The sequence below is a fragment of the Aquimarina aquimarini genome, assembly GCF_900299535.1.
GTDB classification, from domain to species: Bacteria; Bacteroidota; Bacteroidia; order Flavobacteriales; family Flavobacteriaceae; genus Aquimarina; species Aquimarina aquimarini.
In genome coordinates this window covers 41113-58639 of sequence record NZ_OMKE01000012.1, presented here as the reverse complement: position 1 = coordinate 58639, position 17527 = coordinate 41113, and the positions used below count along the sequence as shown (strand labels likewise).

Sequence of the window (17527 nt, the reverse complement as noted above, 5' to 3'; positions counted from 1 at the left end):
TCAATATTATGGAAACAAGTACAAACAATTTGTGGTACAAAACCGAAAACTGGTTTTTGAGTGATAAGATCTACCGATCATTTATCTCAATAATGGTATTACTGACAATAGTACTAGTATACCTGTCAATAGAGAAGCTAAGAGGAAGAACGCTAATTTTTAAAGACAAGAATGTTGTTAATCTTATTGAGCAAGAAAACGAACATTTAAAAACTCAAATAAAGCTACTGGAAAATCAAATGGTTAAGACCAATCTATTATTAAAACATTATGAAATTACAAGCAACAAACAAAATTAAGAATATGAAAAAACAGCATATAACTCTACTCATCATGTTATTGGTTTTTTGTACTGTAAAAAGTCAATATTCAAATGGAGTAAGCGGTTTGATCGGCTATTCCAAAAATGGCTATTCTGCTATGGGTAATTTTCATTACTACCCTGATAAAAATATTGGTAAATATTTCGAGATTGGTGGTTACGCCAGTTTTTTAAAAGAAAAGAAAACAGAATATAGAATTCCAATCAAAATATACACCTTGAACGTTGGATATTTTATCAAAATCCCTTTTATCTCTAATAATAGAAATAAGTCAGGTTTATTTTCAATAGGAATTGGCGGAGTTGTAGGAGATGAATCTATTGATAATTCAGAGATACAATTGTTCGATCGAGAATCTATAGTAACACGAGACGGTATAATCTATGGAGGTTATGGAGCTATAGAAGCTGATGTAAGAATTAACGATCACTTTTCTGCCATAGGAAGGTACACTCACTTTTATCATATTAATAGCGAAATAGGAGAAAATAAATTCATGATAGGGCTAGGTCTAGCTTTTAAATTCTAAACATTAAAACAATGAAAAAAATAATCATCTTTATTAGTGCAATAGTATCAATTCTATCCTGTGAAGAGTTGGACATCGAAATACAAGAAACTGAATCAACTACCATCGAACAAACAGATTTCAATGTTGTTGTTCTTTTTGATAAGCAAGAGAGCTACGTAAATGAATACACGTCTTTTAATGTTAATATTCAAAAGAAAGGCAATGATAATTTGACATATAAAGCTTATTTCACGAATGTAGAAGGTGAATTAAAGCTTCCATCTGAAGAAGAAACTATCATTCAGAACAGAGAATTCGATATTTCAGAAGGAATAACATTTATGGAATTCAAAGGAACTGCAATTCAAAATAATGAAATAGAATTTGTAGTGGAAGCTTCAAATGGTATTCGTAAAACGCAAACGATAAAATACAATACTTTACCTACTGATTTTGAAATTATTATAAACCCAAAGAAGAAAAGTGTATCAGTTTGGGATGCTGCTCAATTTTCTTTGAGTATTATTATCCCTGATGTAAATCAAAATTTAGAGTACAATATTTATTTTAAAGGAGAAAATTCAAATGCCTGGATAGAAATAGGAAATGTAGGATCAGGAATGACAGCTGTTCCTGGTCAAATAAGACCTCTTGGCACAAATTCACATACCTTCATTAACATTCGATTAATAGGCTCACTCGCAGCAATTGAAGACACTTTCACAATAGTTATTATTGATTCTAATGGAGTAGAAAGATCCGAAAAAGTAACTGTTGATTTTTTTAAGTAAGACTTAATCAAGTAGCTTATTTAGGGCAAAAAAAATCTAATCAGGATTCTAAATTTCACTTATCTCGATCAACTTCACAAAATTCCTGTTAAGGCCTATACAGGCACTTACCAGGAATCTTTGTTCGTTTCACTTCGTTAAGCAAAATTTAGAAGAAATCAAAACAAGAAAATAATTAATTCACAAAGAATAATAAATGAGTACTATCTTTTTTACTTCTGATCATCATTTCGGGCATAAAGGAATTATTAAACATGCTAATAGACCTTTCGGAACTGTTGACGAAATGAACGAAACAATGATCCTAAGATGGAACGAGAAAGTAAAAAAGAATGATATCGTCTATCATCTTGGTGATATTGGATTAATGGCATCTAGTAAGTTGGTTGAGATCTTAGAGCGGCTAAACGGGAAAATTCATTTAATCAAAGGAAATCATGATGATTTGAATCGGGACTGCAAGGAACGATTTGAATGGATTAAAGACTATCACGAATTAAAATTACCTGATCCAGATTCTGTAAATAATCAATTAATAGTAATGATGCATTACCCATTGATGACTTGGAAAGGTAAGTATAGTGGGGCTTATCATCTTTTTGGGCATTCTCATGGAAAATTGACAAATTTTAATCGAAAAACGGCATTGGATATTGGTGTGGATTGTCATAACTTTTATCCATTGTCTTATGAGGAAGTAAGATTAATAATTAATAACAATAATTTATAAAATGACATCAATTTAGAATTCTATCATTATTTAATAATCTCCAAAAAATACCACATGAATTATTTGCAAAAAGTATTAAATACTGTTAAAAAAACGTTGACTATATTATCGAACAAGCCTATCGTATTTTCTAAATGGTTAAATAAAGAGTCAAAGGTTAAGCAAGCATCATTAAACTTAAAATTAATTAAGAATTTTATTTCTGGAACTATAATCATAACTCTCTTTTGTTATTCTTTTACTACAAGTTATTATGCATCTTTTGGAGTAGATTATTTTCTTCATTTTGAATATGTGGATATTTATAACTTTACGCTTGGTAGGTTTGATTTATTTTTTAACTCTATTTTATTAGTATCTTTACTAGCCTTAATGTTTGGTGGTTTTTTTGTTAAATTAAAAACAAATAAAGAAGATGAATATTTTTCAAAAGGACAAATATTGATCTTAGGTTTAATGCTTTTTTTACCCCTATTTTTTGTTAGCTGGCTTGTTTTCGATTACTCTAATTCTATTGATAATGTCTTAATAACTATAGCTCTGCTAGGATTAGCAATATTATCTATTTATCTACATCGAAAAGCTAAGCATGATATTTTTTTGATATTTTTTATTATTCTTATTTCGATTAAAGGAAAGATATTAGGAAAAGTTTTTGCAAAAGAAAGATTCCAGTACGAAAAAGATATTAACCTGATTGATGTAGAAGGAAACGAAAAGTTAAAAAACTCTCAACTCGTTATAGGACAAAATAAAACCACATTTATAATTATTAACAAAAGGGATTCAGTTGTAGAGTTTATTCCAAAATCAAAAGTGGATAAAGTAAGCTTAAAGAGTAAAGATTAGTTTAAGTAAAAAAGAATCTAACAAATAGACACAGAACATTCATATTGTCACAAAAACATACTACTTTAAAAACATACTACTTTTGTGACAATATGATGTTCACAATAGCATAGAAAAACAGGATTACCTTCCTCTACTGTAGAAAAATATTGTTAAAAAAGACAGAAAAAAGATATAAAAACTATATATTTGCAGTAACAGTACACACCACGCTACCCATTAGAACAGCGTCCCAGGGTGTGTCTTTTGCTTTATAGACCTTTCTGTTTTAAAATTACATACTTATTTTACCACTAATATGTTTAAAAAAGAACCAACCACCATACAAGAACAAATACAAAAACTTAAAGATAGAGGCCTAGAAATAATAACAGAAGATAATGCAGAGCACTACCTTTCACACATAAGTTATTATCGATTAGGTGAGTATTGGCATTCTATGCAATCTGATAAAGAACAACATATTTTCAAAGAGAATAGTCGTTTTTCAGATGTTATTGCTCTTTATAGCTTTGATAGAGAACTGCGTATTTTACTTTTTGATGTCATTGAAAAAATAGAAATTAGTCTAAGAACAAAACTTATTTACCATCTATCACATGAAATAAACCCATGGTGGTTTCAAAATTTTGATTTATTTAGTGATAGTATGGCTCTTGTAAAAACACTATCTAATTTAGAGGAAGAATTGTCTCGATCGAAAGACCCTACAATTAAAAACCATAGAAAAAAACACAAAGATGATTTACGCTTCCCTCCTGCATGGAAATCCTTAGAACAAACTAGTTTTGGAGCTTTATCTAAATTATATGGGAATCTCAAAAACACTGTAAAAGCTAAGGATAAGATTGCACAAGAATATGGAGTAGTAAATCATACCTTTCTACCTAGTTGGTTACAATCTATAGCGCAAATACGAAATTATTGTGCACATCATTCAAGACTTTGGAACAGGAACTTACCAGGAGCACCAAAATTATTACCAAAGCCCCCAAATCCTTGGATACTTGAAATAGAAAATGTACCAAGACAATTTCAGAAACTATATGTACATCTTTGTTTAATGAAATATTTACTCAACACAGTACAACCAGGTAATACTTTTACAAGCAAATTGGACACCTTATTTCAAAAATACCCTAATGTTGATCCAGATGCCCTTGGAATGAAGCCTAACTGGCAGAATGAACCTTTATGGAAGTAGTTTAACTCTTATTATTTCATTTTCAAAAAATTTTTCCCTTCTTTCACAAGCCAACTTCCAGCTATTTAACCCTTCGTATTCTCGAATACCATTTAAATACCCCTCTTCAATGATTATTTCTTTAAATAAATTTAATTGAGGTATCACTAACTCGAACATCTGCTCAAGTTGCTCTGTCAATTTATTATCTTTTATTTCTAAAATATTATAAAAAATTTGAAGTTTTTCTTTCTCAAAAGAATAATATCCCAAAGGAAATAAATCGATAGTATATATTTCCTTTCCAAGTAGACTCTGTCTTTCTTTATCTTTTTCATCCAACTCAGCTACTTTATCCGTATATACTTTAACCTTTTCTATTTTATCATCATGTTCTTTAATCGCTTCTTCTAAAAACTCCTTTAATCGAAAAAACTTAGTATCTCCGCTACTAAGAAGATTAAACCTTCTTTTAAAATCTCTCAATTCATATAGATCTATAATATTTGCGATTTCGTTTCCTAATTTATTAGCTTCTTCACTCTTATTCAAAAACAAAAGCATTTCATATTCCTGAGTCATACAAACAATTTTATTTTCAATATGATTAATTTCATCATATTTCAATTCAATTTTTCGAATTTCATCTATTAGAAAATTTATCCTATTGAAAATTTCATCATTATCCGCTTTAAGCACTCCTTCAGAATCTGATATTATTTTAGAAATCACAAAGGATTCATAGTGATAATTTATTCTATAAGTTTCCAGTAACCAATAATTAAAAAAATCTTTATCCTTGATTATTTTTTCTTGAATTTCTTTATGGTAATGCTCTAGTTCAATAATCTGTTTTTGTTGACTCTCTATTGAATTAATAATTCCAGGCGAACTTACCTCCTTATTAACAAGCATTGAATTTTGAAGCCCTCTAAGGTTAATATCCATTGACCAATATTTATAATATTCTGATTTTGCAATATTCACAATAGATTTCGGTACATCTTCTCCATCAATTAACTCATCCAAGTCCTTTTTATAGTTATTTAATGAATAAACACCAGATCCATCATTATGCTTTCTACCCAAGGATTCAATTTTGACATAATATTGAATAAAACTTGATTCTTCAATTGTAGTTATTTTTTCAAAATATTCCTCATTTGTCATTATTCCTAAGGAATATCTCACTTTTGCTGTAAAATAATCAAGTAGACTCAAATCCTCTTTCCTTAAATCCTCTTTATCCTTTTCTGCCTGTTTAAGAAGCGATAAAGATTCTAGCATATTTCCTAAATTGTAATTTGCAATAGCAGTAACCAAATTGAATTTAGCATAACCTAATTGAAGGTTTTTAGAGACTAGACTTGCTGCTTTAACCACAAGCTTGGAATTCCCCTCATTAACTAAACCTAAACCAAATTGTTCTAATTTATCTCTAATCTCATCCTCAGAATAAAAACTTAAATTTTCATCAGTAATGGATATTTTACCAAAATTATCGCTGGACGAAAGTGCTATTCTTTGATTAAGTTTCCTTAGGTTTTTTCCACGTTCTAGAACATTCCTGTATATCTCCTCGACTACTTGAGAATTTACTCCACTATCAAATCTTAAAGTATTTGTTTTTTGGCTCTCCCAATTTTCATTACTATTTGACAATTTTTTAATAAATTCATTAATACTTGCATAGTAAAATTCGTTGGAAGGCTTGTGATACAATACATAATACGCCTGTTTACCAGAATTAAACAAATACTGAATATTCGATGTGTCAATAGATTTACTGTAAGAACCATCAGAATTTTCTTCAATTGTCTCCGTAGCTTTCAATTGAACTATGAATCTGAAATTAGTATACTTATTATCATATTTCAACTCTATATCAAGATCAACCCCCTTATCTCTATATACTTCTTCTCGAATTTCGAATAATGTTAAATCAAATAATGGACGTAATTTATCTTTTGACAATTGTTCGAGTTCTTCTTGTTCATTGCTATTTGGCAATTGCATACTATCTAAAAAGTCGGTCATATTATATGTTATAATTTCACAGGTAAATCCTAAATAGTAAAGTTACATATTATAAGAAAATTGATAATCTTATTTTTAACAAACATTGATAAACAAATGAATTACAGCAATATAAGATTCAAAATTTAATTACACTATAAATCGCATCAGAATACTATATATGTTAAAAAGTTGCCCTATTAGTTGCCCCTAAAAACAACAAAACCCCTAAAATCAAAAGATTTCAGAGGTTTCTCGTACTCGAGGTGGGAATCGAACCCACACTCCCGAAAGAACTGGATTTTGAATCCAGCGCGTCTACCAGTTCCGCCACTCGAGCATATTGAGATGGCAAAATTAATAAAATATTCCTTTCTCACCAGCAAATAAGTAATAAAATAAAGCATAGAGTGAAAATAAATTTCTAAATTTGCACCTTATTTTTTTAGAATTAATTTCAACTCATTACAAAACAATAATTTACAGTATGCCAATTGGAGTTACAGAAGCAAAATTTTTTGCTTGTGGTCAGAGTACAGAACTCGCAGAAAAAATAGTAGCGGCCTATGGCGCTAAACTAGGTAAAGTTATTACCTCAACTTATAGTGATGGTGAATTCCAACCTTCTTTTGAAGAATCTGTAAGAGGATCTAGAGTTTTTATCATAGGATCTACCAATCCTAGCTCAGATCATCTGATGGAATTATTATTGATGCTTGATGCTGCAAAAAGAGCTTCAGCAAGACATATTACTGCCGTAATACCATATTATGGATGGGCACGCCAGGACAGAAAAGATAAACCTAGAGTACCAATTGCAGCAAAATTAATTGCCAAAATGCTTGAAACGGCTGGGGCAACAAGGATCATTACAATGGATTTGCATGCAGATCAAATTCAAGGATTTTTTGAAAAACCAGTAGATCATTTATATGCCTCTACAATTTTTCTTCCTTATCTGCAATCATTAAATCTAAATGATCTTACGATTGCATCTCCTGATATGGGAGGTTCTAAAAGAGCTTATGCTTATTCTAAAGCTTTAGAAAGTGATGTAGTAATATGTTACAAACAAAGAGCAAAAGCCAATATCATTTCACACATGGAACTAATTGGTGATGTTACAGGAAAAAATGTTGTATTGGTAGATGATATGGTAGACACAGCAGGAACCCTTACCAAGGCAGCGGATTTAATGATCGAGAGAGGAGCAAAAAGCGTAAGAGCTATTTGCACCCACCCTATTCTTTCTGGTACCGCATATGAGCGACTAGAAAATTCTAAACTAGAAGAATTAATCGTAACAGATTCTATTCCTCTAAAACAAAAAAGTGATAAAATCAGAGTTGTAAGCTGTGCAGATTTATTTGCAGATGTGATGAACAGAGTTCATAACAACCAGTCGATCAGTTCTAACTTTATAATGTAGTAAATACTAATTAATATTTTTTAAAAAATGAAATCATTAACAATCAATGCATCTCAAAGAGAAAGCGTAGGCAAGAAAGCAACAAAAGCCTTACGTAATGCTGGACAGGTTCCTTGTGTAATTTACGGTGGAGACACTATTATACACTTTGCAGCACCAGAAATTGCTTTCAAAAACTTAGTGTACACTCCAGACGTTCATACCGTGGTTATTGCGTTGGATAATGGTACTACAGTGAATGCAATCCTACAGGATATTCAATTTCACCCAGTGACTGATAAAATTTTACATATTGACTTTATTGAAATTTTTGATGACAAGCCAATTACTATGGAGATTCCTTTCAAAACAGTAGGGAACTCTCGTGGTGTTCGTAACGGAGGGGTATTACGTTATAACCTAAGACGTATTAAAGTAAAAGGTCTAGCGTCTAAATTGCCAGACGTTTTAGAAGGAGATATCTCTGAGCTAAAAATCGGAAACAAATTATATGTTACCAACTTAGCTAGTGATGACTTTACTATCCTACACCCAGACAACACAGTTGTTTGTATGGTTAAGACTTCTCGTACTGCGGTAGACGAAGACGAAGACGATGAAGAAACTGAAGGTGCAGCTGAAGGTGCAGAAGCTCCTGCAGCAGAAGCATAAACCTACAGGTTTTAATAGAATATAAAAGCATTCTGAATTGAGTTCAGAATGCTTTTTTTTATTTTTACACAAATTTTAGAGGAACTCTCTACATGCTTAAACATAAAGAGCAAGGGCATTATACTATTTTACAAGCTTCTAGCTATATTCAAGACAGTAAAAAAAATCACCCCATTCCTCACAGAAATAAAAACAACATGTTTTCGATAATTAAACAATTATTTTCAAAACAAAAAATAGAGGAAACTCAAGAAGATCTCATGAAAAAATTTCTTGTTGTTGGACTTGGCAATATTGGTCCAAAATACCATAACACTCGTCATAATATTGGCTTCAAAATTCTAGATGCTTTGGCAAAAAAAGAAGATCTTTCTTTTGAAACTCAAAAACTAGGCGATCTCACTACTTATAAACACAAAGGAAGAACGATCATCCTACTCAAGCCCAACACCTATATGAACCTTAGCGGGAAAGCTATTCGATATTGGTTGGGTAAAGAAAAAATACCAATAGAAAATCTTTTAGTCATCACAGATGATATCAATCTTCCTTTTGGCACTATCAGACTCAAAACCAAAGGTAGCGCAGGTGGACATAATGGCTTAAAAGATACCGAAAATCAACTACAAACCTCTAAATACTGTAGATTTAGATTTGGAGTAGGTGATGAATTCAACAAAGGTAGACAAGTAGACTATGTTTTGGGAGAATGGAGCTCTGAAGAAGAAACTGCAATGCCAGAAAGACTAGACAAAGGAATTGAACTCATCAAATCATTTACCACTGCAGGAACTGCCAATACAATGAATACCTTTAACGGAAAATAAAGAAATGTCTCAGAACTATTTTTTATTTTTACAATCGCTTTAAATTTTCCCTCTGGAAAAAAGCCTTAATAATACAATTCATGCTAATCATAATGCCTACTGGCGATTTTTTATCTGGCATACATAAAAAACAGAACAGATGAAACGTTATACCAACGCCAAAACATACGAAAACTCTATACCTTCTGTAGTCACCATAGGCACTTTTGATGGTGTACATATTGGTCATAAAAAAATAATAGAACGCCTTGTAGAAAGCGCCAAAAACAATGGTTTAGAATCAGTAATTCTTACCTTCTTTCCTCATCCAAGGATGGTCTTACAACAAGACTCAGGAATCAAACTCATCAATACCATAGATGAGCGTATTCAAATACTAAAACAAACAGGTCTTTCTAGTCTAGTCATTCATCCATTCACCAAAGAATTCTCTCGCCTTACCGCAGGAGAGTACGTACAACAAATGCTAGTTGAATGCCTTAATGTAAGACACGTGATCATAGGATACGACCATAGATTTGGACGCAATCGTAACTCCAACATCACAGATCTTGCATCCTATGGTGTACAAAAAGATTTTACTGTAGAAGAGATCTCTAAGCAAGATATTGATGATGTTGCTGTAAGCTCAACAAAAATAAGAGAAGCATTATTACAAGGAAACATTATCAAAGCCAATACCTATCTCGGATATGAATTTATGCTCACTGGTACTGTCGTAAAAGGAAAAGAACTAGGAAGAAAATTAAACTTCCCTACCGCAAATCTACATATAGAAGAAGCCTATAAATTGATCCCAAAAAATGGAGTTTATATTGTAAAGTCATGCATTGACAACAAAACCTATTTTGGAATGATGAACATAGGCACAAACCCTACAGTAAACGGAACTCAACAAACAATTGAAACTCATTTCTTTGATGTCTCTTTTAACCTGTACGACAAAAAAATTCAAATCCAACTACTGAAACGCATTAGAGATGAGAAAAAATTTGATTCTATTGATGAGCTACAAAATGCAATGCAACATGATGAAGATTTTTCTCGCAATTATATAAACTCATTAGTATGATCAATCGTTGGTTGTTTACTCATATTGATAATAGCGCTCTTATAATATTTAGAGTTTTTTTTGGATTCCTTATCGCTGCAGAAGCTATAGGTGCCATTTTTACAGGTTGGATATCACGCACACTTGTTGAACCTCAATTTACTTTTAATTTTATTGGTTTCGATTTCTTACAACCCTTACCAGGTAATGGCATGTATTACTATTTTGCGGTTATGGGGCTTTTTGGACTGCTCGTAATGATTGGTCTTAAATATCGATGGAGTATGATTAGCTACACTATAATGTGGGCAGGGGTCTATTTTATGCAAAAATCATCCTACAACAACCATTATTACCTTTTACTACTGCTTTGTATACTTATGAGTGTGCTACCTGCAGGAAATTATTTTTCTCTCGATGCTAAGCAAAACCCAGCTATCAAGAAAATATCTATGCCTAGGTGGTGTCTATTAATTATCATTGCTCAATTATGGATTGTTTACACATATGCATCTGTCGCCAAACTATATCCCGATTGGTTAGACTTTACTGTCGCCAAAAACCTAATGACAGGAAGAGCAAATTACCCCATAGTAGGAGCGATATTACAAAAACACTGGACTCATGTATTCATTGCCTATTTCGGAATTTTATTTGATCTCTTGATTGTCCCCCTTTTATTATGGAAAAGAACGCGATTAGCAGCATTTTTTTTCAGTATATTTTTCCACATATTTAATTCTATTGTTTTTCAAATAGGAATATTCCCATATCTATCTTTAGCATTCACTGTTTTTTTCTTTTCCCAAGAAACAATACATCGCGTTTTTATGAAAAAGAAAGAATTTTATACCCGTGCAGAAATAAAAACTCCAACATATAGTAAGCCATTATTTCTTATCATGATACTATGGTTTAGCATACAAATTCTACTTCCTCTTCGTCATTGGGTTATTCCAGGAGATGTACTCTGGACTGAGGAAGGACATAGAATGAGTTGGCGTATGATGCTAAGAGGGCGATCTGGAATTACAAATTTTTATATTTTAGATAAAAACGATCCTAAAGCGCAAAAGCAATTAATCAACAAAAATAAATACCTCACAAAAAAACAATTACGCCTTGTATCTTCTAAGCCAGATGCCATGTGGCAATTTGCACAGCATCTAAAAGAAGAATATGCTACCAAAGAAAAAGATATCGCAGTTTATGTAAATAGCAAAATATCCATCAACGGAAAAAAGCGTAAACTATTTATAAATCCCGAAACAGATCTTGCCAATACACCATGGAACTATTTTACCACCAATCCATGGATTATTAAATACGAAAAAGCAGCATCTCCTAATTAATATATCTATTTCACAAAAAAACTTTCTATTTTTAAGCACTTATAGCGCTCCATTGCAAAACCTTATGTAATTTTGTAGTACTTATAATCATTGGAATACGGTTTTAAGTCAAATCACGCATCTTAATTTTATGCATAACTATTTTTTGATCCTGCAAAAATCATTATCAATGTATCAACATATGATAAAAGGCTTATTAGCCATACTCATAGTATCTTCTACATCTCTATATAGCCAAGAAGATGAAGACATTACCTCTTTTTCTTTTTTTGGATTCATTCCCAATACTGTAGATAACAGTTTGTACCAAGAATTACATACAAGTACTGATCATTCTACTAGGCTACAACTCATCACCAAAATAGCAAAAATCCACTTACTAGCTGGAAACACTGACTCTATCACTCATTACGGCCAACTTCTTAAAAAAGAAACACTAAAAGAAAATGATTCAGACAAACAACTATACTTATCTAAAGCCAATAACATTATAGGCTGGGGAAAACTTAAAAACGAGCTCTATGATGCGGCAATGAAATATTTTTTGGAAGGGATTGCCATTTCTCCTGTTCAGGAAATGCGCACGATGCACTACAAACATCAATTAGGATTAGGTATCGTATATCTTGAACAAGGTAATTACGAAAATGCACTTCCTATTTTTGAATCTTGTATTGAAGAGACAAAAGACAAAGAAACAATAATACTTGCTAAGAAATTTTTGGGAGACATCTATTTTAATCAAAAAAGTACTGAAAGAGCATCTTTCTATTACTTAGACGTTATAGAGAGCATCCCTAATGACATTCCTAATAAAATAAGTCTTGAAGCCCAAATGAATTTAGGGAAAATAGAATTTTTTCATGACAAAATTCAAGAGGCAATGGATTACTTTATACCCATAAAAGAAGAGGCAAAAAAAAATCACTTTTATGATCTATATATAGATGCTGTATATCACATTGGTCGTGTATACTACAAACTAGAGCAATACGAAACTGCAGAAATGGTCATAAATACTGCATACATGAATGCTGTACAATGGGGACGTCTAGAATTACAAAAAAAGGTGATTTCTATGCTCAAAAACCTATATGTAGACCAAAAAAATTATAAAAATGCCTATGGGTTAATGACTCAATATGTTAGTGTATCTAATCAGATCATAACAAAACAAAATAAAAAAGCTACAAAAGAATTAGAGATTAAATACCAAACGCTCCAAAAAGAGAAAGAAATACTTGCTCTTAAAGAAGAACAGTTAGTAAAAGAAATTGAGATTAAAAGACAACGAACAATCAAACAAGCATTCTTGATTGGTTTTCTTATTATTTTACTCCCTATTATCGGTTTACTAATTATGTACTTTCAGAAGTTAAAAACACAAATAGCCCTCAATAAGTCGCAGAAAGAAGTAAATACTCAAAAAGTATACGGACTCATGAAAGACCAAGAACTTAACTTGATCAAAGCTACGATGGAAGGGCAAGACAAAGAACGTCAACGATTGGCACGTGAGCTTCATGACGGTATAGGAGGTAATCTAGCAAGTATAAAACTACAACTCTCTAACACTTCTAATATCAACAATCAACAAGACAATATCATAAAACAACTTGACGAAACCTATAATCAGGTACGAGATTTTTCGCACAATCTAACCCCAAAAAAATTTCAAAAAAACCCAATCACTGCCTTAATAAAAGAGTACATCAACAATGTAACTAGTGGTAGCAAACAATCTATATCATTTCATCCCTATCCTGAAAACCAAATTGATCAAATAGATACCACTATCAAAGAAGAGTTATTTAAAATCATACAAGAGCTTTTAACCAATTGTTTAAAACACGCCAAGGCTAAAAATATTGATATATACCTCAATCATTACAAAGATCAAATACAGTTGCTCTTTGAGGATGATGGAGTAGGTTTTGATACCAATAAAATTGTTGAAGGAATCGGTTTCAAAAACATCAAGAACCGTCTAAGCTCATTATCTGGCAATATATTTATTGACTCAACCCTACTGAGAGGAACTGTTGTTAATATAGAAATCCCTATATAATTAATATTTTCTCTCCGCTTAAGAAGCTTCTTAAACAAATTTCTTAAAATTCGTAATAGAACTAGACCTATACATCTCACTTTTATTTAAATTTGCCTTTACAACACAACAAAAGACAACAAAAAATAGTGCACATCATATAAAAAACACACCATGTTATTAGTACAGAATATTTTAGCAAATAAAGAAGTTTACATCAAAGCTTTGGCAAAACGAAATTTTGATGCAGCTCCTGTTTTAGAAGAAGTCATTGACCTTGACAAAAATCGACGTGACACTCAAGCTAAACTGGATAACACATTGGCTGATTCCAATAAATATTCTAAAGAAATTGGGGTCTTATTTAAGAATGGTGAGCAGCAAAAAGCAAATTTACTAAAGGAGAAAACTGCACAGCTAAAAGACACCTCTAAGCAATTATCGGCTGAACTTACAGAGATACAAGAAAAATTAATACAATTATTATATACTATTCCTAATATCCCTCATGATTCTGTACCAAATGGACAAAGTGATGAAGATAATGAAGAAGTGTATCGTGAAGGAGATATCCCTAAACTAGAAGAAGGAGCACTCCCTCATTGGGAACTAGCCAAAAAATACGATATTATTGATTTTGAGCTTGGGGTAAAAATCACTGGAGCAGGCTTTCCTGTTTTCAAAGGAAAAGGCGCTCGATTACAAAGAGCCTTGATCAGCTATTTTTTAGATAAAAATACAGAGGCAGGATATAAAGAGTATCAAGTACCTCACCTTGTAAATGAAGCTTCAGGATATGGAACAGGGCAATTACCAGATAAAGAAGGGCAAATGTACCATGTAACAGGAGATGATCTATATCTTATTCCTACTGCAGAAGTACCTGTAACCAATATGTTTCGAGATGAACTTCTAACTGCAAATAATCTACCTATCTGCTGTACTGGGTATACCCCATGTTTTAGACGAGAAGCAGGTTCTTATGGAGCACATGTACGTGGATTAAACCGTTTACATCAATTTGACAAAGTAGAAATTGTAAGGATAGAGAAACCAGAAAATTCGTATACCGCCTTAGACGGCATGGTAGATCATATAAAAGATATTCTCAAAGAACTTAAATTACCTTACCGTATTCTAAGGCTTTGCGGAGGAGATATCGGATTCACATCTGCCTTAACATATGATTTTGAAGTATTCTCAACCGCACAAGATCGTTGGCTTGAAATTAGCTCTGTATCTAATTTTGAATCATACCAGGCAAATAGACTAAAGCTTCGTTTCAAAGATGAAAATGGCAAAAATCAATTAGCTCACACTCTTAACGGAAGCTCACTTGCATTACCTCGAGTACTTGCAGGTATTCTAGAAAATTACCAAACACCAAAAGGCATTAAAATTCCTGATGTATTAGTTCCATACTGTGGATTTGAATACATCGATTAACAACTATTCAAAAGGGAAAATGCTGGTTTATAGTTTTAAAAAAAATATTTTTAATAACTTCTTTGCAAAGAAACTAAAGCTGGACGTTTTAGTTTCTTTGTAACTTAAAAGTTATATTTACATAAAACTTGCTAAAAAATGCGTTTTACTTTTTTCTATATTGCTTTGCTATCTTCTTTTTTGACCTTTGCTCAATCAGAGTTATTGGCTAAAAACTATATACAACAAGGTCAATATGAGAAAGCTCTTTCTATATACAAAAAATTATATTTAAAAAAACCAAGTAGAACCAGTTATCTCCTAGGACTAGCAGAAGTATATCAGCAATTAGAACAATTTGAAGAGGCTGAGAAAATCTTAAAAAAAAAAGTAGAAGAGACTCCTTACAACGCACAAATTTTTGTCGAGTTAGGGCATCACTATGACTTGCAAGGAAAAAAAGAAGAAGCACGTATTTATTACGACAGAGCGATAGAAACATATAGTAAATACAAGAAAAACCACGCATATTCTCTAGCGCAAACTTTTGAAAAATATAGCTTATTAGATGAAGCTGCTTTGATCTATGAAAAAGGGATGATACACAATCCTCTCGCTAATTTTAATGTGCAATTAGCTAAAATTTATGGAGAGCAAGGTAAACTTGAAAAAATGTTTGACAGCTATTTGGACCTCTTAAAACAACAACCAAATTATAAAAACATCGTACGACGAAATTTTGGTGATTATATTACAGAGGACCCCAGCAATGAAGCCAATTTAATTTTTAGAAAACTACTCATCAAAAAGTTACAACAAAACCCAGATATTCTTTATAATGAGATGCTAAGTTGGCTTTTTGTACAGCAAAAAGAATTTAAAAAAGCATTCATACAAGAAAAAGCTATTTACCGAAGAAAAGAAGAAGGGCCACAAGGCATTATTGGTCTTGCCAGAATTGCTATATCAGAAAAAGACATTAAATCTGCTACAGAAATATTAAACTATATTCTGCAAACTCCTGCCTCAAAAGACATGAAGCTTACTGCTCATAAAATTATTTTAAAAGCAAAAGTAGATAACGCCACCAAAAAAGAACACAAAACCATTGTTGAACAATACAATACCGTATTTGAAGAATACGGAAAATCTAGAGAAACCATAGGTTTACAAGTCGATTATGCCCATTTTATGGCATTTGATCAAGACAAAAAACAAGAAGCTATTCAATTTTTAAAAGAAATACTAGACAGAGAACGCCTTTCAAGATTTCAATCTTCTCGTATAAAAATGAAAATTGCTGATATTCTGGTACTAGACCAAAAATTCAATCAAGCTTTAATTTATTATACTCAAGTACAAAATGCTTTAAAAAACAATTTTCTTGCCCAAGATGCTAGATTTAAAGTTGCCAAAACGAGTTATTACAAAGGTGACTTTGCATGGGCGCAAACACAATTAGATGTATTAAAATCTTCTACTTCTCAGCTGATAGCCAATGATGCTATGGAACTAAGCCTTATCATTAGTGATAACTCTCAAGAAGATTCTACTCAAACAGCCTTAAAGATTTTTGCAAAAGCTGACCTATTAGCTTTTCAAAATAAAAACCAGGAAGCAATCTCAAAATATGAAATCATCTTAACACAACATAAAGGTGAAAAAATTGAAGATGAGGCTTTTTTAAGACAAGCAAAGCTATTTGAAGAAGAAAAACAATACGAAAAAGCAAAAGTTAACTATCTAAAAATAATAGAATTTTATAGTGATGACATATTAGTTGATGATGCTTATTATTGGCTAGCAGAACTTTATGTAAATCAATTAGGTCAACCTGAAAAAGCTAAGGAATTATATGAAAAAATCATTTTTAATCATGCAGATAGTATTTTCTTTGTAGAAGCCAGAAAAAAGTACAGAGCACTTAGAGGAGATACAATAAATTAGAATTTCATTTTTTTAAAATGACTATACCCAAGTTTATGCTTCTTTGTAAATTTGCGTACTCATAACTCAAACACAATACACATATAATGCACATATATAATGTTACTATAAATATAGACGAGACTATTCATGATGAATGGCTGCATTGGATGAAGGAAGAACATATTCCTGAGATGTTATCTACAGGAAAATTCACTAAAGCACTAATGAGTAAAGTTTTGGTAGAAGAAGAAATGGGGGGACTTACCTACTCTGTACAATACACAACAAAAAGTAAAGAAATATTACAAAAATATTATGATGAAGATGCCAATCGTCTCAGAGCCACTTCTGAACGTTTTGCAGGTAAGTTTGTAGCATTTAGAACAGAACTGGAAATTGTAAGCGAACATTAA

General features: G+C 31.8%; 16 protein-coding genes and 1 tRNA gene. 15 read left to right on the top strand and 2 right to left on the bottom strand.

Features of this window, described 5'->3' with window-relative positions:
• The first annotated feature begins 8 nt into the window (after window positions 1-8).
• The 6 genes from DG508_RS07285 (at window position 9) to DG508_RS07260 (ending at window position 4408) form a co-directional block, all read left to right on the top strand.
• Window positions 9-299, top strand: coding sequence for a hypothetical protein (locus tag DG508_RS07285; RefSeq protein ID WP_159090739.1), 291 nt, complete (start codon window positions 9-11; stop codon window positions 297-299).
• Between the two features lie 4 nt (window positions 300-303).
• On the top strand, window positions 304-852 hold the full coding sequence (locus DG508_RS07280) for a conjugal transfer protein TraO (protein WP_159090737.1): 549 nt from the start codon (window positions 304-306) through the stop codon (window positions 850-852).
• Window positions 853-863: 11 nt separating this feature from the next.
• Window positions 864-1625 carry a hypothetical protein gene (locus DG508_RS07275; RefSeq protein WP_108867506.1) on the top strand — a complete coding sequence of 254 codons (762 nt, stop codon included), beginning with the start codon at window positions 864-866 and terminating at the stop codon, window positions 1623-1625.
• A gap of 196 nt (window positions 1626-1821) precedes the next feature.
• On the top strand, window positions 1822-2355 hold the full coding sequence (locus DG508_RS07270; protein ID WP_108867505.1) for a metallophosphoesterase family protein: 534 nt from the start codon (window positions 1822-1824) through the stop codon (window positions 2353-2355).
• Window positions 2356-2409: 54 nt separating this feature from the next.
• Window positions 2410-3204: a hypothetical protein gene (locus DG508_RS07265; RefSeq protein ID WP_108867504.1), complete on the top strand. Its 795-nt coding sequence runs from the start codon at window positions 2410-2412 to the stop codon at window positions 3202-3204.
• 298 nt (window positions 3205-3502) lie between these two features.
• Window positions 3503-4408 carry an Abi family protein gene (locus tag DG508_RS07260; protein ID WP_108867503.1) on the top strand — a complete coding sequence of 302 codons (906 nt, stop codon included), beginning with the start codon at window positions 3503-3505 and terminating at the stop codon, window positions 4406-4408.
• Here the strand turns inward: DG508_RS07260 and DG508_RS07255 are convergent.
• Window positions 4397-6424 carry a DUF4365 domain-containing protein gene (locus DG508_RS07255; protein WP_108867502.1) on the bottom strand — a complete coding sequence of 676 codons (2028 nt, stop codon included), beginning with the start codon at window positions 6422-6424 and terminating at the stop codon, window positions 4397-4399. The two genes, DG508_RS07260 and DG508_RS07255, sit on opposite strands and share 12 nt — an antisense overlap.
• 237 nt (window positions 6425-6661) lie before the next feature.
• Window positions 6662-6743 (bottom strand) — tRNA-Leu (locus tag DG508_RS07250).
• A gap of 147 nt (window positions 6744-6890) precedes the next feature.
• Here DG508_RS07250 and DG508_RS07245 point away from each other — a divergent pair.
• From DG508_RS07245 to DG508_RS07205, 9 genes are all read left to right on the top strand, one after another.
• Window positions 6891-7832 (top strand): ribose-phosphate pyrophosphokinase, encoded by a 942-nt coding sequence (locus tag DG508_RS07245; protein ID WP_108867501.1) that lies wholly within the window; start codon window positions 6891-6893, stop codon window positions 7830-7832.
• Between the two features lie 27 nt (window positions 7833-7859).
• Window positions 7860-8483, top strand: coding sequence for a 50S ribosomal protein L25/general stress protein Ctc (locus DG508_RS07240; protein ID WP_108867500.1), 624 nt, complete (start codon window positions 7860-7862; stop codon window positions 8481-8483).
• 197 nt (window positions 8484-8680) lie between these two features.
• Window positions 8681-9310 (top strand): aminoacyl-tRNA hydrolase, encoded by a 630-nt coding sequence (gene pth, locus DG508_RS07235; RefSeq protein WP_199912765.1) that lies wholly within the window; start codon window positions 8681-8683, stop codon window positions 9308-9310.
• A 139-nt stretch (window positions 9311-9449) separates the two neighbouring features.
• Window positions 9450-10382 (top strand): bifunctional riboflavin kinase/FAD synthetase, encoded by a 933-nt coding sequence (locus DG508_RS07230; protein ID WP_108867499.1) that lies wholly within the window; start codon window positions 9450-9452, stop codon window positions 10380-10382.
• Window positions 10379-11713, top strand: a complete 1335-nt coding sequence (locus DG508_RS07225) for an HTTM domain-containing protein (protein WP_108867498.1) — start codon at window positions 10379-10381, stop codon at window positions 11711-11713. Before DG508_RS07230 ends, DG508_RS07225 begins: the two co-directional genes overlap by 4 nt.
• A gap of 169 nt (window positions 11714-11882) precedes the next feature.
• The gene (locus tag DG508_RS07220; protein ID WP_159090735.1) at window positions 11883-13781 is read left to right on the top strand and encodes a tetratricopeptide repeat-containing sensor histidine kinase; all 1899 of its coding nucleotides are present in this window, start codon (window positions 11883-11885) and stop codon (window positions 13779-13781) included.
• Between the two features lie 153 nt (window positions 13782-13934).
• Window positions 13935-15206: a serine--tRNA ligase gene (gene serS, locus DG508_RS07215; protein ID WP_108867496.1), complete on the top strand. Its 1272-nt coding sequence runs from the start codon at window positions 13935-13937 to the stop codon at window positions 15204-15206.
• A gap of 138 nt (window positions 15207-15344) precedes the next feature.
• On the top strand, window positions 15345-17132 hold the full coding sequence (locus DG508_RS07210) for a tetratricopeptide repeat protein (protein ID WP_108867495.1): 1788 nt from the start codon (window positions 15345-15347) through the stop codon (window positions 17130-17132).
• A gap of 86 nt (window positions 17133-17218) precedes the next feature.
• Window positions 17219-17527 (top strand): DUF4286 family protein, encoded by a 309-nt coding sequence (locus tag DG508_RS07205; protein WP_108867494.1) that lies wholly within the window; start codon window positions 17219-17221, stop codon window positions 17525-17527.